23 protein-coding genes and 1 tRNA gene are annotated in these 26,217 nt (G+C 64.2%); 8 read left to right on the forward strand and 16 right to left on the reverse strand.

Translation table 11 applies throughout. The annotated features are described in order from the left end of the window. Positions 1 to 67 precede the first annotated feature (67 nt). Positions 68 to 152, reverse strand: a tRNA-Leu gene (locus AC1DKY_RS07600). A gap of 147 nt (positions 153 to 299) precedes the next feature. Between AC1DKY_RS07600 and rnr the strand changes: the two genes are divergently transcribed. From rnr to sugE, 4 genes are all read left to right on the forward strand, one after another. After that, on the forward strand, positions 300 to 2,951 hold the full coding sequence (gene rnr / locus AC1DKY_RS07605; protein ID WP_441603519.1) for a ribonuclease R: 2,652 nt from the start codon (positions 300 to 302) through the stop codon (positions 2,949 to 2,951). Beyond that, positions 2,948 to 3,694: a 23S rRNA (guanosine(2251)-2'-O)-methyltransferase RlmB gene (rlmB, locus tag AC1DKY_RS07610; RefSeq protein ID WP_441603518.1), complete on the forward strand. Its 747-nt coding sequence runs from the start codon at positions 2,948 to 2,950 to the stop codon at positions 3,692 to 3,694. Before rnr ends, rlmB begins: the two co-directional genes overlap by 4 nt. Next, positions 3,691 to 3,978 carry a CBU_0592 family membrane protein gene (locus AC1DKY_RS07615; protein ID WP_046970454.1) on the forward strand — a complete coding sequence of 96 codons (288 nt, stop codon included), beginning with the start codon at positions 3,691 to 3,693 and terminating at the stop codon, positions 3,976 to 3,978. The genes rlmB and AC1DKY_RS07615 overlap by 4 nt, the downstream gene beginning before the upstream one ends. A gap of 127 nt (positions 3,979 to 4,105) precedes the next feature. After that, on the forward strand, positions 4,106 to 4,429 hold the full coding sequence (sugE, locus tag AC1DKY_RS07620; protein WP_441603517.1) for a quaternary ammonium compound efflux SMR transporter SugE: 324 nt from the start codon (positions 4,106 to 4,108) through the stop codon (positions 4,427 to 4,429). 105 nt (positions 4,430 to 4,534) lie between these two features. Here the strand turns inward: sugE and phoU are convergent, their stop codons facing one another. The 6 genes from phoU to rnt form a co-directional block, all read right to left on the reverse strand. Then, positions 4,535 to 5,269, reverse strand: coding sequence for a phosphate signaling complex protein PhoU (gene phoU / locus AC1DKY_RS07625; protein WP_121879212.1), 735 nt, complete (start codon positions 5,267 to 5,269; stop codon positions 4,535 to 4,537). 91 nt (positions 5,270 to 5,360) lie between these two features. Further along, a complete protein-coding gene (pstB, locus tag AC1DKY_RS07630) occupies positions 5,361 to 6,176 on the reverse strand; it encodes a phosphate ABC transporter ATP-binding protein PstB (RefSeq protein ID WP_121879214.1) in 816 nt (271 codons plus the stop codon). Beyond that, positions 6,169 to 7,044 carry a phosphate ABC transporter permease PstA gene (gene pstA / locus AC1DKY_RS07635; protein ID WP_441603516.1) on the reverse strand — a complete coding sequence of 292 codons (876 nt, stop codon included), beginning with the start codon at positions 7,042 to 7,044 and terminating at the stop codon, positions 6,169 to 6,171. The genes pstB and pstA overlap by 8 nt, the downstream gene beginning before the upstream one ends. Continuing rightward, positions 7,044 to 8,063: a phosphate ABC transporter permease subunit PstC gene (gene pstC, locus AC1DKY_RS07640; protein ID WP_441603515.1), complete on the reverse strand. Its 1,020-nt coding sequence runs from the start codon at positions 8,061 to 8,063 to the stop codon at positions 7,044 to 7,046. The genes pstA and pstC overlap by 1 nt, the downstream gene beginning before the upstream one ends. A gap of 181 nt (positions 8,064 to 8,244) precedes the next feature. Next, on the reverse strand, positions 8,245 to 9,279 hold the full coding sequence (pstS, locus tag AC1DKY_RS07645; RefSeq protein ID WP_441603514.1) for a phosphate ABC transporter substrate-binding protein PstS: 1,035 nt from the start codon (positions 9,277 to 9,279) through the stop codon (positions 8,245 to 8,247). A gap of 184 nt (positions 9,280 to 9,463) precedes the next feature. Continuing rightward, entirely contained in the window at positions 9,464 to 10,123 is a 660-nt protein-coding gene (gene rnt / locus AC1DKY_RS07650; RefSeq protein ID WP_046970448.1) for a ribonuclease T, read from the reverse strand. Between the two features lie 212 nt (positions 10,124 to 10,335). Between rnt and AC1DKY_RS07655 the strand changes: the two genes are divergently transcribed. From AC1DKY_RS07655 to AC1DKY_RS07670, 4 genes are all read left to right on the forward strand, one after another. Further along, positions 10,336 to 11,970 carry a hypothetical protein gene (locus AC1DKY_RS07655; protein ID WP_441603513.1) on the forward strand — a complete coding sequence of 545 codons (1,635 nt, stop codon included), beginning with the start codon at positions 10,336 to 10,338 and terminating at the stop codon, positions 11,968 to 11,970. Between the two features lie 214 nt (positions 11,971 to 12,184). Continuing rightward, complete coding sequence (locus AC1DKY_RS07660) at positions 12,185 to 12,535, forward strand: hypothetical protein (protein ID WP_441603512.1); 351 nt, start codon at positions 12,185 to 12,187, stop codon at positions 12,533 to 12,535. Positions 12,536 to 12,741: 206 nt separating this feature from the next. Then, positions 12,742 to 13,425: a carbonic anhydrase gene (locus AC1DKY_RS07665; RefSeq protein WP_441603511.1), complete on the forward strand. Its 684-nt coding sequence runs from the start codon at positions 12,742 to 12,744 to the stop codon at positions 13,423 to 13,425. Beyond that, positions 13,388 to 14,950, forward strand: coding sequence for a SulP family inorganic anion transporter (locus AC1DKY_RS07670; RefSeq protein ID WP_441603510.1), 1,563 nt, complete (start codon positions 13,388 to 13,390; stop codon positions 14,948 to 14,950). Before AC1DKY_RS07665 ends, AC1DKY_RS07670 begins: the two co-directional genes overlap by 38 nt. Positions 14,951 to 15,047: 97 nt before the next feature. On the opposite strand, the gene AC1DKY_RS07675 is transcribed toward AC1DKY_RS07670, so the two are convergent. The 9 genes from AC1DKY_RS07675 to AC1DKY_RS07715 form a co-directional block, all read right to left on the reverse strand. Further along, complete coding sequence (locus tag AC1DKY_RS07675) at positions 15,048 to 16,532, reverse strand: efflux transporter outer membrane subunit (RefSeq protein WP_441603509.1); 1,485 nt, start codon at positions 16,530 to 16,532, stop codon at positions 15,048 to 15,050. A gap of 4 nt (positions 16,533 to 16,536) precedes the next feature. Then, complete coding sequence (locus tag AC1DKY_RS07680) at positions 16,537 to 17,718, reverse strand: efflux RND transporter periplasmic adaptor subunit (RefSeq protein WP_441603508.1); 1,182 nt, start codon at positions 17,716 to 17,718, stop codon at positions 16,537 to 16,539. Beyond that, the gene (locus AC1DKY_RS07685) at positions 17,708 to 20,947 is read right to left on the reverse strand and encodes an efflux RND transporter permease subunit (protein WP_441603507.1); all 3,240 of its coding nucleotides are present in this window, start codon (positions 20,945 to 20,947) and stop codon (positions 17,708 to 17,710) included. Before AC1DKY_RS07685 ends, AC1DKY_RS07680 begins: the two co-directional genes overlap by 11 nt. Positions 20,948 to 21,095: 148 nt before the next feature. After that, positions 21,096 to 22,496, reverse strand: a complete 1,401-nt coding sequence (locus AC1DKY_RS07690; RefSeq protein ID WP_441603506.1) for a sensor histidine kinase — start codon at positions 22,494 to 22,496, stop codon at positions 21,096 to 21,098. Then, the gene (locus tag AC1DKY_RS07695; RefSeq protein ID WP_441603505.1) at positions 22,493 to 23,158 is read right to left on the reverse strand and encodes a response regulator; all 666 of its coding nucleotides are present in this window, start codon (positions 23,156 to 23,158) and stop codon (positions 22,493 to 22,495) included. Before AC1DKY_RS07695 ends, AC1DKY_RS07690 begins: the two co-directional genes overlap by 4 nt. Before the next feature lie 254 nt (positions 23,159 to 23,412). Further along, complete coding sequence (locus AC1DKY_RS07700; RefSeq protein WP_441603504.1) at positions 23,413 to 23,721, reverse strand: hypothetical protein; 309 nt, start codon at positions 23,719 to 23,721, stop codon at positions 23,413 to 23,415. A 512-nt stretch (positions 23,722 to 24,233) separates the two neighbouring features. Further along, positions 24,234 to 24,869 carry an endonuclease III gene (gene nth, locus AC1DKY_RS07705; RefSeq protein WP_441603503.1) on the reverse strand — a complete coding sequence of 212 codons (636 nt, stop codon included), beginning with the start codon at positions 24,867 to 24,869 and terminating at the stop codon, positions 24,234 to 24,236. Further along, positions 24,866 to 25,489 (reverse strand): electron transport complex subunit RsxB, encoded by a 624-nt coding sequence (locus AC1DKY_RS07710; RefSeq protein WP_441603502.1) that lies wholly within the window; start codon positions 25,487 to 25,489, stop codon positions 24,866 to 24,868. The genes nth and AC1DKY_RS07710 overlap by 4 nt, the downstream gene beginning before the upstream one ends. A 9-nt stretch (positions 25,490 to 25,498) precedes the next feature. Then, complete coding sequence (locus tag AC1DKY_RS07715; RefSeq protein WP_441603501.1) at positions 25,499 to 26,197, reverse strand: alpha/beta fold hydrolase; 699 nt, start codon at positions 26,195 to 26,197, stop codon at positions 25,499 to 25,501. Between the last annotated feature and the right edge of the window lie 20 nt (positions 26,198 to 26,217).

The raw sequence follows: 26,217 nt of genomic DNA on the forward strand, positions 1-26,217 counted from the left end.
CGTGTCGCATGCGCATGTAAACGCCAGACACGAAAAAGCCCGCATCGCTGCGGGCTTCGTCTACAATTGGTGCCCAGGAGAGGACTCGAACCTCCACGGTTTTACCCGCTAGTACCTGAAACTAGTGCGTCTACCAATTCCGCCACCTGGGCAGGTGTCACGTGAGCTTTTTGGGCTGCGTGAGCCGCGTAGATTAGGCATGTGTCGGTGGATTGTCAACTATCCTTTCACGGATTTTTTCCGGACCGACACGCCTCGAGTCCGCAAGCCCCATAAAACCAACTAAAAAGGCATAGGAAGTGACCAGAAAAAAAGAACCGCGCAGCAGCAAGCCGGAGCCGGGTTCCAAGGCGCCCGCGCCCAAGAGCGCCAAGAGCGGCAGTGGCCGCGGCCGGCGCTCGGCGGTGGAACCGAGCCGCCCGCGCGAGGGCGTGGTGGGTGACCCGCACGCGGAGCGCGAAGCGCAGCGTTACGAGCGCCCCATCCCCAGCCGCGAGGCCATCCTCGCGCTGCTCGAACAACGCGGCGAATTGCTGACCGAAGCGCGCATGGCCGAAGCGCTGTCGCTGTTTGACGAATACGAACTCAATGCCCTGCGCAAGCGCCTCGGCGCCATGGTGCGCGACGGCCAACTGTTGCTGGGGCGTCGCGGCGGCTATGCGCCGGCCAACAAGCTGGACCTGATCCAGGGCGTGGTGCTGGCCAACGCCGAGGGCTACGGCTTCCTGCGTCCGGATGGTGGCGGCGATGATCTGTATCTCTCGCCCCAGCAGATGCGCATCGTGCTGCACGGCGACCGCGTGCTGGCCAGCGTGGTCGGCATCGACCGGCGCGGTCGCAAGCAGGGCGCGATTGTCGAAGTACTGCAGCGCCGCTCGCCGCGACTGGTCGGTCGCGTGGTGATCGAAAACGGCGTCACCCTGGTCGCGCCCGATGACCGCCGCGTGCACCAGGACGTGATGATCGTGCCCGGCCAGGACATGGGCGCCCGTTCCGGCCAGATCGTGGTGGCCGAGATCACCGATCCGCCGACGCCGCATCGCGGTCCGATGGGCGCGATCCGTGCCGTGCTCGGCGAACGCCTGCAGCCGTCGCTGCTGGTCGAGATGGCGATCGCCAGCCACGACCTGCCGCACGACTGGCCCGACGCTGTGATACGCGACGCGGCCCAGGTCGAGCCGCAGGTGACCGCCGCCGAGCGCGAGGGCAGGGTGGATCTGCGTTCGCTGCCGCTGGTGACCATCGACGGCGCCGATGCGCGCGACTTCGACGATGCGGTATTTGCCGAGCCCAAGCGCGGCGGTGGCTATCGCCTGGTGGTCGCCATCGCCGATGTCTCGCATTACGTGAAGGTGGGCTCGGCGCTCGACAAGGAGGCCTACGAGCGCAGCACGTCCACCTATTTCCCCGGCTTCGTGGTGCCGATGCTGCCGGAGACGCTGTCCAACGGCATCTGCTCGCTGAACCCCAAGGTCGAACGCCTGTGCATGGTGTGCGACATGGTGATCAATGAGGAAGGCGAGGTGGTCCGCTCGAAGTTCTACAACGCGGTGATGCGTTCGCATGCGCGCCTCACTTACGACCGCGTGTGGCAGGCCATTGGCCTCAACGATGCCGATGCACGCCACGAGCTGGCCGATGTGATGCCGCAGATCGAGCATCTGCACGGCCTCTACAAACTGATGGCGGCGCAGCGCAAGCGCCGTGGCGCGATCGACTTTGAAACGCCCGAGGTGAAATTCCGCCTCGACCAGCGCGGCGAAGTGGAATCGATGGGCGCCACCGAGCGCAACGATGCGCACAAGCTGATCGAGGAATGCATGATCGCCGCCAACGTGCAGGCGGCCTTGTTCCTCGAAAAGAAAAAGATCCCCGCGCTGTTCCGTGCGCACGAACCCCCGCCGGCTGAGAAATACGAAGACCTGCAGAACTTCCTGCGCGAATTCAAGCTGCGCATGCCGCCGGTTGAGGAAGTGACGCCGGGTGACTACGCAGACATTCTCCGCCTGGTGCACGACCGCCCCGAGCGCGAGCTGATTCAGTCGGTGCTGCTGCGCTCGCAGAGCATGGCGGCGTATCAGCCGGACAACCGCGGCCACTTCGGCCTGGCGCTGGAGGCGTACGCGCACTTCACCTCGCCGATCCGCCGCTATCCGGATCTGCTGGTCCATCGCGCGATCCGCTACGCCATTGCCGGCGGCAAGCCGACCGCGTACAGCTATACCCCGAGCGAGATGGCCGCGATGGCCGTGCATTGCTCGCAGCGCGAGCGTCGTGCGGAAGAGGCCGAGCGCGATGTGGACGAGCGCTTCAAGTGCGCCTGGATGTCCAAGCATGTGGGCAGCGAGTTCGACGGCACCGTCACCGGTGTGACCTCGTTCGGCTTGTTCGTCGAACTGGACGACTCGAAGGTGTCGGGGCTGGTGCATATCAGCCAGCTTTCCAACGACTACTACCACTTCGATCCGGTGCGCCATCTGCTGAAGGGCGAGCGCAGCGGCGCGCAGTTCCGCCTCGGCGATCACGTGCGCGTGCAGGTGCTGCGGGCGAGCCTGGAAGACCGCAAGATCGACTTCCGCCTGGTCACGCCGCGCAAGGAAGGCAAGGAGGGCGTGGCCCCACCCAGCGGCGAGCGCCGCTACAACTACGCTGCAGCCGGGGATCGCTACTCGTTGCCCAAGGCCAAACGCGGGACGGAGCGCCCCTCGGCGCGCGATAATCCCACTCCTGCGGCGTCCCTGCCGTCGTTGCCGCCAGCGGATCGCAAGTCCGCCACACGTGACGGCGACAAGGCGCCGGTTGGCAAGGGCACCTTTGCCAAGGCCAAAGCCGCTGCCAAGGGGGCTTTCGCCAAGGCGAAGGCGGCCGCCCAGGGCCGCAAGGCGAAAGCCTCTGCGCCGAAAGACACCACGAACGCACCGACAGCTGGAAAGAAGAAAGGCAAACGATGAGTGACAGTTGGATCGTCGGGATCAACCCGGTCGAAGGCGCGCTGAGCAACGACGCCGCGCGCGTACGCGAAGTGCTGGTGGAACAAGGCCAGCGCAACGCGCGCGTGCAGGAGCTGGCGACCCGCGCCAAGGCTTTGAATATTCCCGTGCATCATCGCTCGCGCGATGAGCTCGACCGCGTGTCGGGCGAGGCCCGCCACCAGGGCGTGGTGGCGCGTTACGAAGCGCCGCCGATGGCTTCGGAAAACGACATCGAGCGGCTTCTCACCGAGGCCGGGCAGAACGCGCTAGTGCTGGTGCTCGATGGCGTCACCGATCCGCACAACCTCGGCGCCTGCCTGCGCAGCGCGGCGGCGGCGGGCGCGACCATGGTGATCGTGCCCAAGGATCGCGCCGTCGGCCTGACGCCCGTGGTGCGACGCGCCTCGGCGGGCGGCGCCGATCGCGTGCCGCTGATCGCTGCGACCAATCTGGCCCGTGCGCTGCGCACGCTCAAAGATGCCGGCGTGTGGATCACCGGCCTGGCCGGCGATACACAGACCTCCGTCTATAGCATCGACATGCGTGGCCCGGTGGCCATCGTGCTGGGCAGCGAAGGCGAGGGCATGCGCCGCCTGACGCGTGAAACCTGCGATTTCGTGGCGCAGATTCCGATGCCGGGCGTGATGGAAAGTTTGAACGTGTCCGTGGCGACGGGCATCGTGTTGTTCGAGGCATTGCGACAAAGGAGTGAAAAGCGATGACGTTCTTCTGGTATGACTGGGCCGGTTATATCGGCGTGGTGCTGGTGCTGTCGTCCTTCCTGTTGTTGCAGGCGCGCAAGCTGCACGGCAATGGCCTGGTCTATCAGCTGATGAACGTGTTTGGCGCGCTGGGCGTGGTGTTGTCGCTGCTGTTTGGCGTGGCGATCAACTGGCCTGCGTTGCTGATGGAGGTGGCGTGGATCGCCATCGGCATCTTTGGCATCGTGCATTCGGCCCGGGCACGCCGCGAAGCCCGCGAGCTAGGCAGCAAGTTCACGCCCTGACGCTGCATTCAGGCGTTGCCGGTAAAATGGCGGGACCGGTTCTGCAATGGAACCGGTCTGCGGGGACGGCCCCGCACGCAAGTGCTTTCAGCGGGGACGGCCCTGCTCTCATCCAGAGGAGCGCCACATGCCCTGGATTTATCTCATGCTCGCCGGACTGCTCGAAGTGGTCTGGGCGATTGGACTGAAATACACCGAAGGCTTTACGCGGCTGTGGCCGAGCGTGATCACGGCATCGGCGATGATCGCCAGCATCGTGCTGCTTGCGATGGCGGTGAAGGGCCTGCCGATCGGTACGGCTTACGCGATCTGGACCGGTATCGGTGCGGTGGGCGCGGTGATTCTCGGCATCGTGCTGTTTGGCGATTCGGCCTCGCCGTTGCGGCTGGCCTGCGTAGGGCTGGTGGTGCTGGGGATGCTGGGGTTGAAGCTTACCGGCGGCGCGCACTGACAAGGCGATAGAAACCATTGTGGGAGCGCACCCTGTGCGCGACTGCCGGCCGGCGAACCGAGGCAGTCGCGCACAGGGTGCGCTCCCACAGGACAGCTCGTTGCCTTACTCGGGCTTGTTGCCCAGCTTTGTCAGCTCAGGATTGGAGGTGAAGTCGCGCTTGGCGCGCTGCGCCGTGAGCGGCTCGCCATTGACCTGGTACCAGATGCTTTCGGCGATATTGGTGGCGTGGTCGCCGATGCGCTCGATGTTCTTGGCCATGAACAGCAGGTGCGTGCACGGCGTGATGTTGCGCGGATCTTCCATCATGTAGGTGAGCAGCTGGCGGAAGTAGCCGGTATAGGCTTCGTCCAGCTCGGCATCGTCCTTCCACACCTGGTAGGCGCGTTCGGCATCGCGGTCGCGGTAGGCGATCAACACGTCGCGCACTTCCTGCGCGGCAAGTTCAGCCAGGTAGCCGAGGCCATTGGTCGGGCTCACGGGCGCCACCATCGACAGCGGGATGGAGCGCTTGGCCACGTTGGCGGCGTAGTCGCCGATGCGCTCAATGTCGGCTGCGATGCGCAGCGCGGCAAACACGTTGCGCAGGTCGCCGGCGATCGGCGCGCGCAGCGCGAGCAGGCGCACCACGTCGTGGCTGATTTCCTGTTCGAGCAGGTCGATGGCGTCGTCGTTGTTGACCACGTGCTGCGCAGCGCGCTCGTCACGGCGGTCGATCACGTCGATGGCGGCTTCCAGCTGGCTCACGGCAAGCTCGCCCATGCGGACGATTTCGCCGGTGAGACGGGTCAGCTCGTCGTCGTAGCTCTTGATGATGTGTTCTTTGCTGCTGCCGCTCATTTGGATTCTCTTGTGAGTCCAGTAGGGGAGGGTGAGGTTTCGTGACCCCTCACCCCAGCCCTCTCCCCGGAGGGGAGAGGGAGCATAACGGTTAGCCGAAGCGACCGGTGATGTAATCCTCGGTCTGCTTCTTGCCCGGCTTGGTGAAGATCTGTTCGGTGCGGTCGAATTCGATCAGCTCGCCCAGGTACATGAAGGCGGTGAGGTCCGAGCAACGGGCCGCCTGCTGCATGTTGTGGGTGACGATGACGATGGTGTACTCGCTCTTGAGTTCTTCCACCAGCTGCTCGATGCGGCCAGTGGCGATCGGGTCGAGCGCCGAGGTCGGCTCGTCCAGCAACAGCACTTCAGGCTTGAGTGCGATGCCGCGCGCGATGCACAGGCGCTGCTGCTGGCCGCCGGAGAGGCCGAGCGCGCTCTGCTTGAGCTTGTCCTTCACCTCGTCCCACAGCGCGGCGCTGCGCAGCGCCTGTTCGACGCGGATGTCCATGTCGGCGCGCGACAGCTTCTCGTGGTGGCGGATGCCGTAGGCCACGTTCTCGAAGATGGTCATCGGGAACGGCACCGGCTTCTGGAACACCATGCCGACTTTGCTACGCAGGCGGTTCATGGAATAACGCGAGTCGAGGATGTTCTCCTCGTCCAGCACGATCTCGCCCTTCGCCTCGAGCTTGGGGTAGATCGCATAGATGCGGTTGAAGATGCGCAGCAGCGTGGACTTGCCGCAACCGGAGGGGCCGATGATGGCCGTGACCTTCTTCTCCGGGATGTCCATGTTGATGCCTTTCAGCGCATGGAAACCGTTGTAGTAGAAGTGCAGGTCGCGCACCTTGATCTTGGTCGGCGCAAGCGGAGCGTGCGTGGCCGCGGACTGCGGGTGGATGCCGGCGGCGGCGGACTCAGTCATGGGACACCTTGTTGCGGGAAAGGACCAGACGGGAGGCAAGACTCAGCAAAAGCACGAACATGGTGAGCACGAAGGCACCGGCCCAGGCGATGGCATGCAGGCCTTCACCCGGATCGTTGGCGTACTGGTAGATCACCTGCGGCAGGCTGGACATCTTGTCCGACGGGTTGAAGGTCAGATAGTTGTTGCCGAACGCGGTGAACAGCAGCGGCGCGGTTTCGCCGCTGATGCGCGCCAGCGCCAACAGCACGCCGGTGATGATGCCCGAGCGTGCGGCGCGGATCAGGATCTGCGTGGTCAGCTTCCACTGCGGAATGCCCAGCGACAGCGAGGCCTCGCGCAGGGTGGAAGGCACCAGGCGCAGCATTTCATCGGAGGTACGCACGATCACCGGCAGGGCGATCAGCGCCAGCGCGATGCCGCCGGCCCAACCGGAGAAGGTGGTGGAGCCGTCGGTGAGCGCCGTGCTCGGCAACACTACGATGGTGTACACGAACAGGCCCAGCACGATCGAGGGCGCCGACAGCAGGATGTCGTTGAGGAAGCGGATCGACTCGCCCAGCTTGGTGCCGCTGGCGTACTCGGCCAGCCATGCGCCGGCGAGCACGCCGATCGGCGTGGCGATGACGATGCCGATCATGTTCACCGTCAGGCTGCCGACCATGGCGTTGAGCAGGCCGCCATCCTCGCCATAGGCGGTGATCTTGGTGAACAGCTGCGGGCGCAGCGCACCGATGCCCTGGCGCAGCGTTTCCCACAGGATCCACGCCAGGAAGATCAGGCCGATCAGCGTGGCCACCACGCTGAGTGACAGCGCGATGATGTTCTTGATGCGGCGCTGCGTGTAGAGACTCGAACCGGTGGCCATCAGCGACCCTCCTTATGGGCCATCTGTCGCAGCATCCAGCGCGCAATCAGCAGCACGATGAAGGTCACCACGAACAACAGGAAGGCCAGCGCCATCAGCGTGGACTTCTGCAGGCCCGCAGCCTCGCTGAACTGGTTGGCGATGGTGGAAGCGATGGACGCGCCCGGATCGAGGATCGAGGGCGACAGCTTCATCGCGTTGCCGAGCACGAAGGTCACCGCCATCGTCTCGCCCAGCGCGCGGCCCAGGCCGAGGAAGATGCCGCCGATCACGGCCGAGCGCGTGTACGGCAGCACGATGTCCCAGGACACTTCCCAGGTGCTCGAACCCAGCGCATACGCCGATTCCTTCAGGCGCGAGGGCACCGTCTGGAACACTTCGCGCATCACCGAGGAAATGAACGGGATGATCATCACCGCCAGCACGATGCCCGCGGTGAGGATGCTGGCGCCAAAGGGGTAGTCGCTGCCGAACAGCTTGCCGACGAAGGGCACGTGTTGCGCCACCCACGACAGCTTGCCGTCGTCGGGCTTGTCGCCGAGGTAGTTGGTCAACCACGGCTTGATATGGTCGGCGAAGAAGGGCGCAAAGATGAACAAGCCCCACATGCCGTAGATGATCGAAGGGATGCCGGCCAGCAGTTCGATGGCCGAGGCCACCGGCGTGCGCAGCCACGGCGGCGCCACTTCGGAAAGATAGAGCGCGATGCCGAAACTCACCGGCACGGCAAGCAACAGCGCAATGAACGAGGTGGCGATGGTGCCGTACACCGGCACGAGCGCGCCGTAGGTGTCGGAACTGGGGTCCCACGCATCGCTGACCAGGAAGTGCCAGCCGAACGTGCCGAACGCGTGGCGGCCGCCCCACAGGGTGGCGCCAGCGGCGCCGAGCAGGCAGGCCAGCACCAGCAAGGCGCAGCCCTTGAGCAGCCAGCTGAACAGGCGGTCGTGCAGGGCGTCGCGCTTGGCGCGCGCTTCCTGGGGCACGGAGGAGGCGATGGCGCCTACGTTCGCTTGCATGTGCGGAGGATTCCTCGGCATTCAGGCCAGTCCGGTGGGGGCCGGCTGGTTGATGGATGGCGCTTCCGGGCGCCTTTCAGCAACAGGCCGCCCGAGGTTAGTCGGGCGGCCGTCGTGGTGCGGTCAAGCCATCAGCTTAAGACTCGCCGGTTGCCGTAGCGTGACCGGCGAGACGCCAGCCTCAGTGCTTGTACTCGGTGCTCCAGTAAGCCTCGATCTTCTTGACCAGGGTGTCCGGCAGCGCGACGTAGTCGAGCGAAGCGGCGTCCTTCTGGCCATTCTCGAGCGCCCACTTGAAGAACTCGAACGCCACCTTGGTGTGCTCGGCGTTCTTGGGCTTCTTGTACATCACCACCCAGGTCGTCGCGGTGATCGGCCATGCCTGCGCACCGGAGGCGTTGGTCATGATCACGTTGAAGTCCTTGGCGCTGCCCCAATCGGCCGTGGCAGCGGCAGCGGCGAACGCATCGGCGCTCGGCGCAACGACCTGGCCGGCGGCGTTCTTCAGGTTCACCCAGCTGATCTTGTTCTTCACGGCATAGGCGTACTCGACGTAGCCGATCGAACCGACGATCTGCTTGACGTACTGCGACACGCCTTCATTGCCCTTGCCGCCCACGCCGGTCGGCCACTCAACAGCCGTGCCGAACTTGACCTTGGCAGCCCAGTCGGTGCTGACCTTGGACAGGTAGTTGGTGAAGTTGAACGAGGTGCCCGAACCGTCCGAGCGATGCACGACGGTGATCTTCTTGGAGGGCAGGTTCACGCCAGCGTTCATCGCGGCGATGCGCGGGTCGTTCCACATGGTGATCTTGCCGAGGAAGATGTCGGCGAGGGTGGTGCCGTCCAGCTTGACCTGGCCCGCTTCGATGCCCGGGATGTTCACCACCGGCACGATGCCGCCCACCACGACCGGGAACTGGCCCAGGCCGAACTGTGCGAGGTCTTCAGCCTTCACCGGAGCATCGGTGGCGCCGAAGTCGATGGTGCCTTCCTTGATCTGCGCCACGCCGGCGCCCGAGCCGACGGACTGATAGTTGAGCTTGTTGCCGGTCTTTTCGGCGTAGCCCGCGGACCACTTCGAAAGCACCGGGTAGACGAAGCTCGAGCCAGCGCCGGTGATGTCGGTCGCCTGCGCGCCCATGGCAAACAGCGAGGCCGTCGCGAACACCGCGGCCGTGCCGATGCGAGTCAGAGATTTGGTTGAGATCAACACGGTTGCTCCTTAGCGATAAGGGTTTCGGGGGATTCCCGCCCGCCGTTATTTCATGCGCGCCGTGTTGCAATGAAATGAGCTCAATGTTTCAGCGATATGACAACTTGCAGGGAATTGTCATATGGCACTGATAACGCAGGGGATTAAATCGTCGCCCGAAATCCGGGCGAGTCCCCTGGTGCCTTCACATCGACTCGATGCCGATCTGGTCCCGCTCGAACTCCTCCAACCGGCGCCAGCGGTTGACGATGGTGCAGAACAGCTCCGCCGTCCGCTCCGCGTCATAAATGGCCGAATGCGCCTCACGCGTATCGAAGGGAATGCCTGCGGCCTGCACGGCTTTGCTCAGCACCGTCTGGCCGAAGGCAAGCCCACTCAACGTGGCGGTGTCGAAGCAGCTGAAAGGGTGGAACGGGTTGCGCTTGTGGGCGACGCGGCGCACGGCCGCATTGAGAAAGCCCAGGTCGAACGCGGCGTTGTGACCCACCAGCACGGCGCGCTGGCAATCCATGTCGCGCATGGCGTCGCGGATTGGCTTGAACACATGGTCCAGCGCCAGGCGCTCGTCCAGTGCGCCGCGCAGCGGGTTGTCCGGGTCGATGCCGGTGATCTCCAGCGCGCGCGGGTCGATATTGGCCCCGGGGAAGGGGTGGACGTGTGCCGAGACCGCCGGCATGGGCTGCAGATAGCCCTCGGGGGTCATGCGCAATATGACAGCGGCGATTTCCAGCAGCGCATCGCGCTCGGCATCGAAGCCGCCGGTTTCAACGTCCACGATGACCGGCAAGAAGCCGCGAAACCGCTCGGCCATGCGGCCGGCCATGCTGTTATTGAGCTTATCCATCGCCTAAGCATATCAGCCGGGGCGGCGACCCCAGGTCCACTGCGGCGTTGGGCGGACGATCCGTACGTGCGCGAACGCATGTCTCCGTTCTGTCACATAACGTCCATGTAACGGTAAAGCCCGAAGCCCATCCTGCCCACCGAACCTGCTTGGACGGCCGGAGATCGAAGGGGGCGGTCCAGGTGATTCTTACCTACATGCGGAGATATTCCATGCGTTCCAAGTTGCTCGCGGTGGCCATTGCTGCCGGTTTGGGCGTTACCAGCTTCCACGTCATGGCCGACCCGGCCGGCGCCAGCACCAAGACCAGCACCCAGTCGACGCAGAACGCCGAGATCGAAGCGCTGAAGGCCCAGCTGCAGGCCCTGCAGGCCAAGGTCGTCGAGCTCGAGCAGCGCACTGACGCGCAGTCCGATATCAACGTGTCGACCGGCCAGGCTGTGGAGCAGGTGCAGAAGCAGGTCGCCACGACCGACGCGACGGTCAAGAAGTCGCAGGACAAGATCGCTTACAAGGGCGTGAACATCACGCTCGGCGGCTTCCTCGCTGCCGAAACGATCTACCGTTCGGCCAACGAAGGCGCGGACATCGCATCGAACTACAGCTCGATGCCGTACAAGAACGTGCAGACCGCGCACATGAACGAGTTCCGCATGACCGCCCGCCAGAGCCGCCTCTCGGCCCTGGCCCAGGGTGACGTGGATCCGACCACGCATCTGGCCGGCTACATCGAACTGGACTTCCTGGGCGGCGCCCAGACCGCGAACTCGAATGAGAGCAACTCGTTCAACCCGCGTATCCGCAACGTCTACCTGACGTCCGATTGGGACACCTCGGGCCTGCACCTGCTGGCCGGCCAGAACTGGTCGCTGCTGACGCTCAACAGCAAGGGCATCATGCCGCGTGGCGAGCAGATGCCGCCGCAGATCGACGCGCAGTACATCCCGGGCTTCACCTGGGCACGTCAGGCGCAGATCCGCCTGGTCAAGGATTGGGACAAGAAGTACTGGCTGGGCGTCTCCATCGAGAACCCGCAGACCACGTTCTATTCGAGCCCGAACCAGGCCAAGGCGCCGGTGCAGCAGACGGCTTACAACATGACCGCGGGTTCGGGTTTCGACTCGGCCAATACGCTGTCGCTCAACCACATCCCCGATGTGGTGGTGAAGTTCGCGGCTGACCCGGGTTTCGGTCACTACGAGCTGTTCGGCCTCGGCCGCGCCTTCTACAACCGCTATGCCGTCAACGGCAGCTACCAGAACCACAACACCTACGGCGGTGGCTGGGGTCTGGGCGTGATCCTGCCGCTGATCGACAAGACCCTCGACTGGCAGTTCTCCGGCATGTCGGGCAAGGGCATCGGCCGTTACGGCAGCGCCCAGCTCTCCGACGTGACCTTCAGCCCGAACGGCAATCTGGCTCCGATCAAGGAGAACATGATGCTGACCGGTCTGACCTGGCACACCAATCCGGATCTGGACATCTATCTGTTCGGTGGCCGCGAAGCTGCCAGCAAGAAGGACTTCACCGCTTACAACGCGGGCACCGTCGCCCTCGGTTATGGCAACCCGGCTTACAACAACAGCGGTTGCGACATCGCCGGCAACAGCAACTGCGTGGGCAACGCTCGCCAGATCTGGCAGGGCACGGCGGGCTTCTGGTGGAAGTTCTACCAGGGCAAGTTCGGTCGCATGCAGTTCGGCGCACAGTACTCGTACACCCAGAAGGAAGCGTTCCCGGGCCAGGGCTTCATCAATGGCGTGAGCGGTCCGGTTGCCAATGGCCTTGCTTCGCCGAAGGCCACGGAGAACATGTTCTTCACCTCCTTCCGCTACTACCCGTTCTAATCGGATCGGCGGTACGGCTATCGCAAGGGAGTTCTACCCAGGGATGGACAAACGGCGGGCTCTGGCCCGCCGTTTTTTCTTTTTGCGGCCGGGTGTTTCTGCGCGATGACAGCGGCCTGCGAAAATGAATGTTTGCTGGCGCATGCAAGAGAATGCGCGATGGATTTCTCGCAAGGTCTTGCGATTTTCATGCGCTTTCCGATAACGTCGCGGCATGACTTCGCGTCTCCACCGCTCTCGTTTCGCCGCGTTTCTGGCGTGTTTGTTCGGCCTGCTATTGCTGGTCGGCACGCCTGTTCGTCCGGCGCAACTGTCACCGGCATCGTCGGCTGACAAGGCGCTGGCCACGCTGGTCACGGCCGACGATGTCGCCGATAGCGCGGCCGACGACAGCGAGCACGGCTCGCTGGAAGACAACACCAGCAGCGGCATGGACGACATCCTCCATCCCTTCGATGTGGCTTACCTGTGGGCGCCCATGCCCCACCATGCTCCACGCTCGCTGCACGATGAGCTGAGCCCGCACGACCCCGCGCGACTGCTGCGCCCACCCGAAGTCGCCTGAATCGCGTCCGCTGAGGCGGCGCGTTCTCCTCGCGTGCATGGCTTAGGCCTGCCGCCTCCCATGGTCCCGTCAGTGAACTGACCCGCTAGCGCGGCGCGCCCGTCGTGCCTGTGCTTGGCGTTGGCCATCTGTTCTTTTTTTTCGTCGCCTCCTCTGGCGCGCGTTGCGCCGTGGGCGTCGTACCGATTCTTGTCTGGAGTATTCGCATGAAGCGTTTGATCGAAGGTTTCGAACAGTTCCGCAATGAGGTTTTTCCCGCGCAGCGCGAAGTGTTCCGCAAGCTGGCGGCGGGGCAGAGTCCCAGCACCATGTTCATCACCTGCGCCGACTCGCGCGTGATGCCGGAACTGCTGTTTTCCGCGCAGCCTGGCGAGCTGTTCGTGTATCGCAATATCGGCAACATCGTGCCGCCGTATGCGCAGCACGTGAGCGGCGTGGTGGCGGCGATCGAGTATGCGGTGAAGGTGCTCAAGGTCAGCCACATCGTGATCTGCGGCCATTCCGACTGCGGCGCGATGAAGGCGTTGCAACATCCCGAGCTGGTGCAGGACATGCCGTCGGTCGCGGCATGGATGAAACATGCGGATGTTGCGCGCTACGTGGTAGATCAGAACGGACCGGGCCTGCAGGGCTCGGAAGGTCTGCGTCGCCTCACCGAAGAAAACGTGGTGGGCCAGCTCGAACACCTGCGTACGCTGCCCACCGTGGCGGCCGCCATGGCCAGCGGACAACTGCGCATCCACGGCTGGGTGTATGACATCGAGCATGCCGGTTTGAAGGGCTTTGATGCACTTGAGGGTCGCTTCGTGCAGATCGAGCCCGGCACGGCGGGCTTTCCGGAAGCGACGCCGCATGCGCGCTTCGCTGTGCCTGCGTCGTCGGCTGCCTGAGGACGTCGTCGTGATCAGCAACTACTTCAAGCAGGGACTGTTCGGGCGTGACCTGCTCGGTTCCATCGTGGTGTTCCTGGTGGCCTTGCCCTTGTGCATGGGTATCGCCATCGCCTCAGGCATGCCGCCAGCGGCAGGACTCATCACCGGCATCGTCGGCGGCATCGTCGTGGGCGCCGTCGCCGGTTCACCATTGCAGGTGAGTGGACCGGCGGCGGGCCTTGCCGTGCTCGTGTTCGAACTGGTGCGCGAGCATGGCGTAGCCGCCTTGGGCCCGGTCGTACTGCTGGCCGGCATGATCCAGATCGCGGCCGGCTTGTGTCGCGTCGGCGTGTGGTTCCGCATGTGTTCGCCGGCTGTGGTGGCGGGCATGTTGTCGGGTATCGGTGTGTTGATCGTGGCCTCGCAGCTGCACGTGCTGATGGATGGCTTGCCCAAGGCGCGAGGCCTGGAGAACTTCGTTGCGTTGCCGGGAGCGGTGATCGACGCGGTGCAGGGCGAGGTGGGCAGTCTGTCGGCCCTGGGCGTCGGCGTGGCCACCATCGCGATCATGCTTGGCTGGGAAAAACTGCGGCCGGTGAAACTGCGCTTCGTTCCCGGCGCATTGCTGGCGGTGATCGCGTTGACGGCGACCGTGCAGTTCGCGGGGCTGGCAGTGAAAACGGTGGATGTGCCATCAAACCTGATGGCCGCCGTATCGATGCCGACATGGAGCAGTCTTTCCAGCCTGCTGGAACCGTCGCTGCTGATCGCTGCGCTGACGTTCGCCTTCATCGCGAGCGCCGAGACGCTGTTGTCCGCCGCTGCGGTCGATCGCATGCACGACGGCGCCCGCACCAGGTACGACCGCGAGCTCACCGCTCAAGGCATCGGCAATACCATCTGCGGCTTGTTCGGCGCATTGCCGATGACGGGCGTGATCGTGCGCAGCGCGGCGAATGTGCAGGCCGGTTCGGCCACGCGCATGGCGACCATCCTGCACGGCAGCTGGCTACTCGTGTTTGCCATGCTGCTGCCATGGTTGATGCGCATGACGCCGGTAGCCTGCCTGGCCGGCATCCTGGTCTACACCGGCGTCAAGATGGTGAACTTCAGGCAGGTGATCTCGCTGGCGCAGTACGGCAAGGGCACCGCATGGATTTACGTCGCAACCACCGTGGCCATTGTCGCCACCGATCTGCTGGCCGGCGTGCTGATCGGCTTCGCTTTGTCGCTGTTCCGCCTCGCGCTGCATTCGTCGCGACTCAAGGTGGGCCTGCATCATCACGAGGAACCAGGCACGGCATCGCTGCGCCTGGAAGGTTCGGCGACGTTTCTGCGCGTGCCGTCGGTGGCGCGTACCTTGGAAAGCGTGCCGCCGAACACGCGCCTGCAACTGCAGGTGGATCGACTGCATCACGTCGATCAGGCATGCCTGGAATTGCTGCGCGAATGGAGCAGGAACGCGTCGGCACGCGGTTGTGAGCTGATTGTGGACTGGCAGCAGCTCAATCAACGCGTCGAAGGCGTACGACGGGCGGCATAGGCTCGCTCGTCATGAAAGGAGCCCTCGTGCCTCCCCTCTCTCCACATGAGGGCTCCTTGGGTCCCCGGGCGGTCGCGACGGAGTAGGTACCGTCGCGTCAGCGGGCCTGGGTCGTGCTGTCGGCCACCGCGTTGGCGGTGGTCGACAGCTGGGCTGCATCCCAGCCGCCGCCAAGCGCGCGGATCAGATCCACGCTGGCCTGCAGACGTCGTGTGCGCACTTGTTCCGCGCTGAGTTCGGCCTGCAGTTCGGCCGTCTGCGCGCTCACCACGTCGAGATAATTCACTGCGCCTTCGCGATAGCGATTGATCGCGATGGTCTGCGAATCGCCTGCGGCACTGGCGGCATCGTCTTGCTGATGTGCCTCCTTGCCGAGCTGTTGCAGCAGGGTGAGGTTGTCTTCCACCTGCTGGAACGCGTCGAGCACTACGCCGCGGTAGAGGCCCGCCGCCGCATCCAGGTTCGCCTGCGCGGCCTGCACCTTGGAGCGCCGCAGGCCACCATCGAACAGCGTCATCGCCAGATCCGGGCCGAGCGCCCAGTAACGGTTGCCGGCGCTCAACAGATTGCCCATGCCGGTGTCCTGCCAACCCAAGGCAGCGGAAAGGCTCAAGCGAGGGAAAAATGCCGCACGCGCCACGCCGATCTCGGCATTGGCGGCAAACACGCGCCGTTCGGCGGCGGCAATATCGGGGCGACGCTCCAGCAATTGCGACGGCACGCCAAGCGGAATCGCGGGCACCTTGATGGGTGCGTTGTCGACCGGCAGCGAGAAGCGCGACGCCGAGTCGCCCACCAACGTGGCGATGGCGTGTTCGGTCAACGCACGTTGCGCCTGCACGTCCGATACCTGTGCCTGGGCATCTGACAGTTGTGTCTTCGCGCGGCTCACATCGAGGCCCGAGGCCACGCCACCCTGGAATCGCCGCTGGGTGAGGTCGAGGCCTTGCTGGTACGCATCCAATGTGTCCGTGAGGATGCGCTCCTGTACGTCGTAGCCGCGCAGCCGCAGGTAGAGATCGGCAAGCTGTGCTTCAAGACTCAGCTTCACCGACGCGAGATCGGCTTGCGCTGCGTTCGCGTTCGCCTTGCCGGCAGCCACTTCGTTGCGCACGCGCCCCCAGAGATCGAGCTCGTAACCCAGCCCGAAACCCAAGGTCTCGGCGCTGTATTCGTTGGGTTGGCCGCTGCCGCGCAGCGGACGGTTATTCGACTGACGATTGCGCGAATCGGCGGCTACTACGCCCAACGTGGGATAGAGGTCCGAACGCGCTTCGCCCAGCAGCGCGCGTGCTGCGTCATAGCGCGCCAGGGCGACGGCAAGCGTTGGATTGGAGGCATCGAGTTGCTGCTCCAGGCGATCCAGCGTCGGGTTGGCATACACCGACCACCACGGTCCACGCGCCGCAATGTCGGATGGATGCGCGGGTGACCACAGGCCGTCGGAAGTCTGGCCGGCGTAGCTGCCAGGTACGGTACCGACGTCCGGCTTGGTGTAGGCCGGTGCAAGCGAGCAGGCCGGCAACAGCGCCACCAGTGCCAGCGGCGCGAGTCGACGCAGGGAGGAGAGCACGGGCATCATGGCTTCACTCCGGCTTGGCTGCGCCGTCATTGTCCACGGCCGCCACTTGCACCAGATCGCCCTGCGTCAGTGAGTCGGACGGATGATTGATCACGCGATCGCCGGGCTTGAGGCCCTTGTCGATGCGCAAGCGGTCGCCGAGATCCATCGCGATGTGGATATCGCGCAGCTGGACCTTGTGGTCGGCGCCCATGACGGCGAGCTGGGGTCCTTGTGCGCGGAAGATCAGAGCGGTTGCCGGCACGGTAAGCACATGGCTGTTGCCAGTCATGGGCAGATGCACTTCGGCATAGGCGCCGGGCAGCAGCTCGCCCTTGCGGTTGTCCACTTCAAACTGCGCCAGCAGCGAGCCGGATGTCTGGCTCACCGCGCCGGAGTTGCCGATCAGGCGCCCGGTGAACTGCTCGCCCGGGTGATCGGGCACGTCCAGTTGAACGCTCATATCCGGGCGAATGGCGTCGGCATAACCCTGCGGCACTTCCACGTAGAGGCGCATGCGCGTGGTGTCCGACACGGTGAACAGGGCCGGCGCGTTCTCGCTGTTGGCGCTGATCAGGTCGCCGATATCGGTGTTGCGTGCGGTCACCGTGCCCGCGAACGGCGCGGTGATGTGCTTGAACGCTTCCAGCGCGGCGATGCGATCGACATCTGCCTGCGCGCCGAGCACGTTGGCCTGCGCAGCTTCGGCTTCGCCGGCTTTTTCGTCGGCTTCCTGCTTGGAGACGGAATTGGACTGGAGCAGGTTCTTCCAGCGTTTGTCGGTGAGCGCGGCCAGTCGTGCATTCGCCTGTGCGCGGGCGAGGTTGGCCTTGGCCTGTTCGAACTGCTGGTCGAGTTCCGGCGTATCGATCTCGGCCAGCGACTGGCCTGCGGCGACCTGGCTGCCGATGTCGTGGCTCCAGCTCTTGAGGTAGCCGCTGACGCGCGCGTGGATGGGCGCGCCGATCCACGCATCCAGACGACCGGGCAGCGTCATGCTCGCTTGCCCATGGCCTCCCTCCGGGGTGACCAGCTGCACGCTTGGGGTGACCTGGGCGTTCGTCCACTTCACGACGCGGTGGTAGTCATAAGCGCGCACGGAAATGCCGGCGATGGTGGCGAGCAGGGCCAGCGCGAGCCCGATGCGCACGGCGCGGCCGAGCCTGGGCGTGCGCGTGGACGTGCCGATGGTGGCGTCATGCGACATGGATGGGTACTCCAGAGGCGGAATCGGATGCGAGCTGTGTCTGCGTGCGGCCGTGCACGATGCTGAAGATCACAGGGACGAAGAGCAGGGTGGCGAACGTCGCAAACAGCAGACCGCCGATCACGGCGCGGCCCAGCGGCGAGTTCTGTTCGTGCGTCAGCGCCATGGGCAACATGCCGATGATCATCGCCAGCGCGGTCATGCAGACCGGACGAAAGCGCGTGAAGCCGGCTTCGAGCGCGGCCTTCACTGCATCGCCATGTTCGGCCAGGCGCTCGCGACAGAAGCTGACGACGAGGATGGAGTTGGCCGTTGCCACGCCCATGCACATGATGGCGCCGGTCAGCGCCGGAACCGACAACGTGGTGTGCGAGAGGAACAGCACCCACACGATGCCGGCGAGCGCGGCGGGCAGGGCGGTGATGATCACGAACGGATCCAGCCACGACTGGAAGTTCACCACGATCAGCAGATAGATCAGCACGATCGCCCCGACCAGGCCGAAGGCCAATCCACCAAAGGCCTCGTTCATGGTGCCCACCTGGCCATGCAGGCTGACTAGCGTGCCCTTGGGACGCGAAGCGGCAAACTGGTCCAGCACCTTCTGCACGTCGCCCGCTACGGCGCCCAGATCGCGATCCTGCACGGCCGCATAGATGTCGAACGACGGCAGGATGTTGTAATGCGAAACCACCGCCGCGCTGGGCACGCGCGTGAACGTGGCCAGTCCGCCCAGCACCTGGCTGGCGCCCTTGCCGGCCGGCGTCACCGGCAGGCCGGCCAGGTCGGCCATGCTGTCCATCTTGTATTGCGGCGTGGCGGCCACGATGGGATAGGACACGCCATTCCTGGGATTGAGCCAGAACGTCGGCGCCACCTGCGAGCTGCCGGCCAGCGAAGCGACCATGCTGTTGGTGACGTCGCGCTCGGTCACGCCCAGGCGGTCGGCGCGGGTGCGGTTCACTGTCACGTTGAGCTGGGGATAGCTGCTGCTCTGCTGCAGACGCACGTCCGCGATGCCGGGCACGCTGCGCAGGCGCTTGAGGATGTCGTTGGCGTACGCTTCATTGGCCTTGAGGTCGCGGCCGGCAATGGAAATGTCCAGCGGCGCCGGCGCGCCGAAGTTCAAGATCTGCGAGCTCATGTCGGCCGGGAGGAACGCAAACTGCGTGCCGGGAAATTCGCGCGGCAGCTGCGCACGCAGCTCGCGCACGAAATCGGCGGTCGGCGCGTGGTCTTCTTTCAGCACGACCTGGATGTCGCCATCCTGCGGACCGATGGTGCCGCTGGCGTTGTAGACCATGTTCACGCCCGACAGCGGCAGGCCGATATTGTCGATCACCGTGTCCAGCTGGTCGGCTGGAATGACCTGGCGTATCGCATGTTCGATGCGGTCGAACTCGGCCGCGGTTTCTTCGACCCGCGTGCCCATGGGGGCGCGCACGTGCAGGGCGATGGCGCCGGCATCCACGTCAGGGAAGAAGTCGCGACCAAGCAGGGGCATCAGCGCGAACGATGCGATGACGAAACCAAGAAAGCCGATGACAAAGCGGCGGCGATGGGCAAGCGCCACTGTCAGGGTGGCGTGGTACACGTCACGCGCCTGCGAAAAACGGTGCTCGAAGCGCTGCTGGAAGCGAACCATGGAAGCCACCAGTGCGCGCCGGGTGCGTCGCGCCGGCTGGTCGCCTTCGTGATGGTTGAGATAGTCGTCTTCCGGGTGGTCGCCCGGGCCTTTTTCGATGTGGTGGGGTTTGAGCAGGGCCATCGCCAGCGTCGGCACCAGGGTGCGCGAGAGCACGAAGGACGACACCATCGCAAAGATCACCGCAAGCGCCATCGGCCGGAACAGAAAACCCGCGATGCCGTCCAGCAGGAACATCGGCACGAATACGATGCAGATGCACAGCAGCGATACAAAGGCCGGCGTCACGATCTGTCGGGCGCCGTCCATGATTGCCGTGCGGACGTCCTTGCCTTGCTCAAGATGCCAGTTGATGTTTTCGATAGTCACCGTGGCATCGTCAACCAGGATGCCCACTGCCAGCGCGAGTCCGCCCAGCGTCATCACGTTGAGCGTTTGCCCCGTGGCCGAGAGCAGGGCGATGGCCGAGAGGATGGCCAGGGGGATCGACACCGCGATGATCACGGTGGACCGCCAGCTGCCCAGGAAGATCAGGATCATCACCGAGGTAAGCAGGGCCGCGATGACGCCCTCGCGCGCCACCGACGAAATCGCCGCCTTCACAAAGATCGACTGATCGCTGAGCAACGAGACCTTCAGATTGGCAGGCAGCGATTCGAGCACCCGCGGCATCAGCTGCTTGATGCCGGACACCACGGCCAGCGTCGATGCATCGCCCACCTTGAGCGCCGGCATCAGCACGGCGCGCTTGCCATCCACGCGCACCACATTGGTTTGCGGTGCGGCGCCGTCGCGCACGTGGGCCACGTCGCCGATGGTGATGGTGGCGCCATGCACCGTTTTGACCGGCAGCTGATTGAGCTCGTCGACCGCGTCAGGGCTGTTGTTGAGCTGCACGTGGTACTCGGCCATGCCGATCTTGGCCGTGCCGACCGGGATGATCTGGTTCTGCGCGGCCAGCGCGTTACTCACGTCCTGCGCGGACAAACCGTTCGCCGCCAGCGCACGCGGATCAAGATCCAGCGTGACCTGGCGGGCAGCGCCGCCGTAGGGCGTGGGCACGGCGACACCCGGCACCGAGGTGAGCATCGGACGCATCACATTGAGGCCGAGATCGAGGATCTTCGCCTCGGACAGGCTCGTGCTCGACAGCGCCATCTGCAGGATCGGCACGGTGGAGGCGTTGTAATTGAGGATCAGCGGCGGCGTGATGCCCGGCGGCATCTGCTTGAGCACCGTCTGCGAAATCGAGGTCACCTGCGCCGTGGCCGTGCGGATATCCACGCCGGGCTGGAAGAAAATCTTGACGATACCCATGCCGGGCAGCGACTGCGATTCGATGTGCTCGATATTGTTGACCGAGGTGCTGAGCTGGCGTTCGTAGTAGTAGACGACGCGGCCGGACATCTGATCGGGCGGCAGCCCGTTGTAGCTCCACACCACGCTGATCACCGGAATGCCGATATTCGGGAAGATATCGGTCGGCGTGCGCAACGCGGCCAAGGGGCCGGCGATGAGGATAAGCACGGCCAATACGATGAAGGTCAGCGGTCGTGACAGGGCGATTCGGACAAGAGCAAGCATGGACGTTGCAGCCTGGAGGCCTGAGGCCCGACGCTGGCCATGATGGCAAGGCAATCTTGTGGAAACCTTTTGGCAGGCGCGGCTTGCTCTCCAGCTCGTCATTCCGGCCTGCGCGGGAATGACGAGCAAAAGCAGCGGGCGATGCCGCTTAACCCGACGCTGCGGCCATCCGGATACGCACCAGCAACCCCCGCCCCAACGGTGACTCCAGCAACTCAATGGACGCCTCGTGCAACTCGATTGCTCGCTGCACAATGCTCAGCCCCAGACCATAACCGCGCGTCGCGCTTTCCACTTCGCGATGGAATCGCTGAAAAACCGCCTGTCGTCGATCCTCGGGTATGCCCGGACCGTTGTCGGAGATATCGATCACCACTTGCGCACCATCCCGGCGCACGGAAACATCCACCTGGCCTTCAGTTTCCGTATAGCGCAAGGCATTCTCGATCAGGTTGCGAAACATGGCGGTGAGCGCCACCTCGTGGCCAAGCACGACAGCCATGTCATCGTCGTGCGTGAGGCTGAGCGAGATGTCCTTTTCGGCGATCAGCGGCGCCAGCTCCTCGATCACTTCGGTGGCGATGCGTATCAAGTCCATCGGCGTGCGCTGTTGCGAGGCGGCGCCGGCTTCGAGCCGGGCCATCGCCAGGATCTGTTCGATGCGTCGCCCCAGCCGCGCCATGCTCTGCTGCGCGTGGCGCACGGTGAACTCCACTTCAGTGGGGTCGTCCGCGATCATGGCGCTTTCGAGATGGATCATGGTCGCCGCCAGCGGCGTGCGCAGTTCGTGGGCGACATCGGTGGCGAAGCGGTGTTCACGGTCCAGTGCGTCTTCGAGCCGTTCCAGTTGCTGATTCAGCGCCACGATCAGCGGCTTGATTTCGCCGGGCGCCACATCGGCAGGCATCGGCTTTCGGCTGCCGGGAGTGCGACGATCCAGCATCTCGGTGAGCACGGCGACGGGGCGCAGGCCGCGCTTGACGGCGAGACTCACCAGTAGCGCCAGCAACGGCAGTCCCACCAGCAGCGGCAGCGTGTGCTCGATCACCAGCCCGCGCGCAATGTCCGCGCGGTTGTCGGACTGTTCACCAATGCGGATCACCAGGTCAGCGCGATTCTGCAGGGTGAACGTACGCCACTGCTTGCCTTCGCGCTGGATGTCGCGAAAGCCGCGCTCTTCGCGGGTCGGCGGCGGCAGGTCGGCGAAATTCGAAGTGGCGGCAATCAGCTCGCCCTGCGGATCGTAAGCTTGAAACCCGACCTCGGGCTCGTAGTTGTGCGGATGTACCGACACCACCACGCCATGTCGATGGCTGGTGGTGCCCTGCGCGATGGATGGCAGGTCCGCCTCGTGCAGCGGCAGTTGCCCGTGCGCGATCAGCGTGCCCAGCGTGCGGCCAGCCTGGGCGAGACGACCGTCAAGCAGCTCGTTCATCTCGCGCAGTTCGCGACGATAGCTGATCCAGCCAAGCGGTATCAGCACGGCGACCATCACGGCGATGATCAGCCAGGTCAGGCGGGTGCGCAGGCTGATCGGCTGAGTGATCATTGCGGCTCGCGGGGGATCATGTAGCCGATGCCGCGCACGGTATGGATCACCTCGGGGCTCAACTTGCGGCGCAGCCAGTGCACCTGCACTTCGATGGCGTTGCGTTCCACCACGGTGTCGAGCCCATAGACTGAGTTTTCCAGCGCCTCACGACGCACGATACGGCCGGCGCGCTCCATCAACACGCGGAGCAGGGCGAACTCGCGGCGCGTCAGGGTGACGCGCTCGCCGCGAAACTCCACTTCGGCCGTGGCCAGATTGAGACGCAGGCCGCCGACTTCCACCATGTTGTCGGCAAGGCCTTGTGTACGGCGCGTGAGAGAACGGATGCGGGCAGCGAGCTCGCCCAGGTGGAAAGGCTTCACCAGGTAGTCGTCAGCGCCCAGGTCCAGGCCGCGGATTCGCATTTCGAGCGCGTCGCGGGCGGTCATCACCAGCACCGGTGTCTTCACGCCGGAGCGCCGGGCCTCGGCGAGCACTTCCAGGCCATCCTTGCCAGGCAGGCCCAGATCGAGCAGGACCAGGTCGACGGGATCGCCACGCAGCGCTTCCATGGCCTGGCGACCGTCGCGCAGCCAGGTCACCGCATAGGACTGGTGTTCCAGCGCGTGCCTGATCGCACCGCCCAGCTCGGCATCGTCTTCGACCAGCAGAATATGCATGCCTTCGCACCCGTGACGGACTTGGCGGCGGCACGGTCCGGGCCGCCGCCTGGACGCATGATCCGTGCTCTACCTTTTGTGGATCTTTTCCCGGGCCGCTTTGAGCCTGCCCAGGCGTCACGGTGGCAAGTGAGACGGCTGGCGTCAATCAGGCACGACAAAAAAGGAAAACGGCGAGTCTGCTCGCTCGCCGTTTTCCTTCCTGTTTCGACGCGTATGGGGGTGGCGCCGATAAAAGTGTGAATGACGTGCGTTCAGGGCGTCTTGGCCAGGGCGGCCTGCACGATGGCTGCGCGCAGCTCAGTCTGGTTGAGGGCGACGCCCGACGACTGGTCGATGGCAACAGCCTTGATCGACTGCGGCTTCAACATCAGGTGACGCTGTGTTTCCCAACCATTCGCCTTCTGTTGGGCGCGAGCGAAATCGGCCGGAGTGTTTCCAACGAAACCAATGACGGCGTAGCCATTCATACTGACAGTATAGGTTTCGACCGAGGCGTATGCAGTGCCGACGCTGGCAAAACCTAGTGCAGCCACGAGAGCGGGGAGGATGAAGCGCTTCATGGTGGTGCCTCCTAACGGGGGGAGTTCCGGGGGAGGCTCAACGTTAGGTCGATGCAGCGTTTCATGCTTGAGGAACTCGCACGAAACACTGAGGAATTTATGAGGTTTAAAGGCCCTCGCCACATGTTCTATGCCACTAGTCACAGGTATTTCTTGCCTGCATGACTGAAGACTGCAAGACCTTGCCGCTTGCATGTGACGAACGGCGTGGAGGCATCGACGTGCGAGATGTCGCGTCGATGACATGGGCACATCAACGTGTGCGTGCAGCGCGATGGTGGTTGCCAACGAAACGGATGGTTTGCACACAAGATGTCGATACGACGACAGCGTGCGCCGTGACTAGTGACCTATATTCGTCACGGCATCGTCATCGGCGCGCTCATCGACATCGCATTGCGCTTGCGCGTACCTGACCGCTGCGACGCTGCAGCGAAGTCGTTACCGGCGTAACTGATGAGGCGTGAGCAATCAAGTGGATTGCTCGCATGGCCTTTCAGCGAAGCAAGTGGTCAGGCCTTCGTCTTGTCCTTGTAACGGCACAAATCGCGAATGACGCATTGTGGACAATCGGGTTTACGCGCCTTGCACACGTAGCGTCCATGCAGGATCAACCAGTGGTGAGCGTCCTGCTTGAATTCCAGCGGCACCACTTTTTCGAGTTTGTCTTCCACCGCGCGCACGTCTTTGCCCGGGGCGAGACCGGTGCGGTTGGAGACGCGAAAGATATGGGTGTCCACCGCGATGGTGGCGTGGCCAAAGGCGGTATTGAGCACGACGTTGGCGGTCTTGCGGCCGACGCCGGGCAGCGCCTCCAGCGCTTCGCGCGTCTGCGGCACCTCGCCGTCGTATTGCTCGACCAGGATCCTGCACAAGGCCATCACATGTTTGGCCTTGCTGTTGAACAGGCCGATCGTGCTGATGTATTGCTTGAGCTTCTCCTCGCCCAGATCGAGGATCGCCTGCGGCGTATTCGCCACTGGGTACAGCTTCTTGGTCGCCTTGTTGACGCCCACGTCGGTCGCCTGCGCCGACAGCACCACCGCCACCAGCAGTTCGAACGGCGTGGTGTAGTGGAGTTCGGTGGTGGGATGCGGATCGACTTCGCGCAGACGGGTGAACAGCTCGACGATGTCGGCCTTCTTCACGAGGTCTTTCCTTGTTGTTTGGCCTTGGCCCGCGCGAGCGCGGCGAGCACGGGATTGGTCGGCGTGGTCATGGCGGCCACCTCGGCCTTGCGCGCAGCAAGCTCGTTGTCACGGTGCAGACGTTCGCGTGTCAGCCGCGCTTCGCGGCGCTGGAAATGCTCGCGCGATGCGTCGGCGTGAGCCGGGTCGTCGACCTGTGCCAGCGGCATCGGTTCGAGCACGATGCAATCCACAGGGCAGGCCGGTACGCACAGCTCGCAGCCGGTGCAGTCATCGATCATCACGGTGTGCATCACTTTGGACGCGCCCACGATCGCATCCACCGGACACACCTGGATGCATTTCGTGCAGCCGATGCAATCGGCCTCGACGATACGGGCGAGCGTACGCGGCTTCTCGATGCCGTGTTCCGGATCGAGCGGGAGCACGGGGACATCGAGCAGCGCGGCGAGCCTGGCGATGCCGATGGCACCGCCGGGCGGACACTGGTTGATCTTCGCCTCACCGCTGGCGATCGCCTCCGCATACGGACGGCAGCCGTGGTAACCGCATTGCTCGCATTGCGTCTGCGGCAGCAGGGCATCGATGCGGTCGGCGAGGGAGGGTGTAGCCAAAGTCATGGGGTTAGTTTAAGCGGCGAAGGTGCCAAGGGCGAAGTCGTAGCCGGCGCTCCATCGGGCCATGGCCTGGAAGCACGCCTTCGGCTTCGCCTCCAGGAGCAGGTGTGGCCCATCAATCGACTCTACGGTGGCTTGTGGTGCGGCAAGCACAAGGTTCCTCACGGCAGGTCCACTCAGCAGACGCTCATGGCCCGCTTGCAACAAAAGAATGGGCGCTACCAGCTCTCGCAGGGATGCCCTGACGTCCAGACGCTCTAGCGCAGCCAAACGCTGCGCCAGCGTCGCGCTATCGATTCCCCTCAGTGTGTTGGAGAGTCGCTGGACGAGGTCCGGTTCGGCATTGCTGCCAACGCAATAACGGCGCAAAAGAAAAGCCTGGCGCTTGCCGTGTTCGATCAGCATAGCGGGACAGCGGCGAGCAAGCCCAACGAGTGGGTGGGGAGTGGTGGCAAAACTCGCGCACAGCACGAGGCCGGCAAGCCGCGGTCCCAGTTTGGCTGCCAACAGGATGGCAATCGGGCCGGAAAAAGATTCGGCGACGAGCACCACGCGATCTAACGATGTGATCTGCTGAGCCACGTGCTCTACGTAAGCTTCCAGCCTCGCGGACAGCGAGGCCGGATAGGCGATAGATAGATAAGGCTCCCTACTGCACCAGTGCGACGTCAACGAAGAAAACATGTTGCCCGTGCCATCAATGCCTGGCATCAGCACCCACGTTGTGTCGA

The sequence above is a fragment of the Dyella sp. 01N448 genome, from assembly GCF_056399225.1.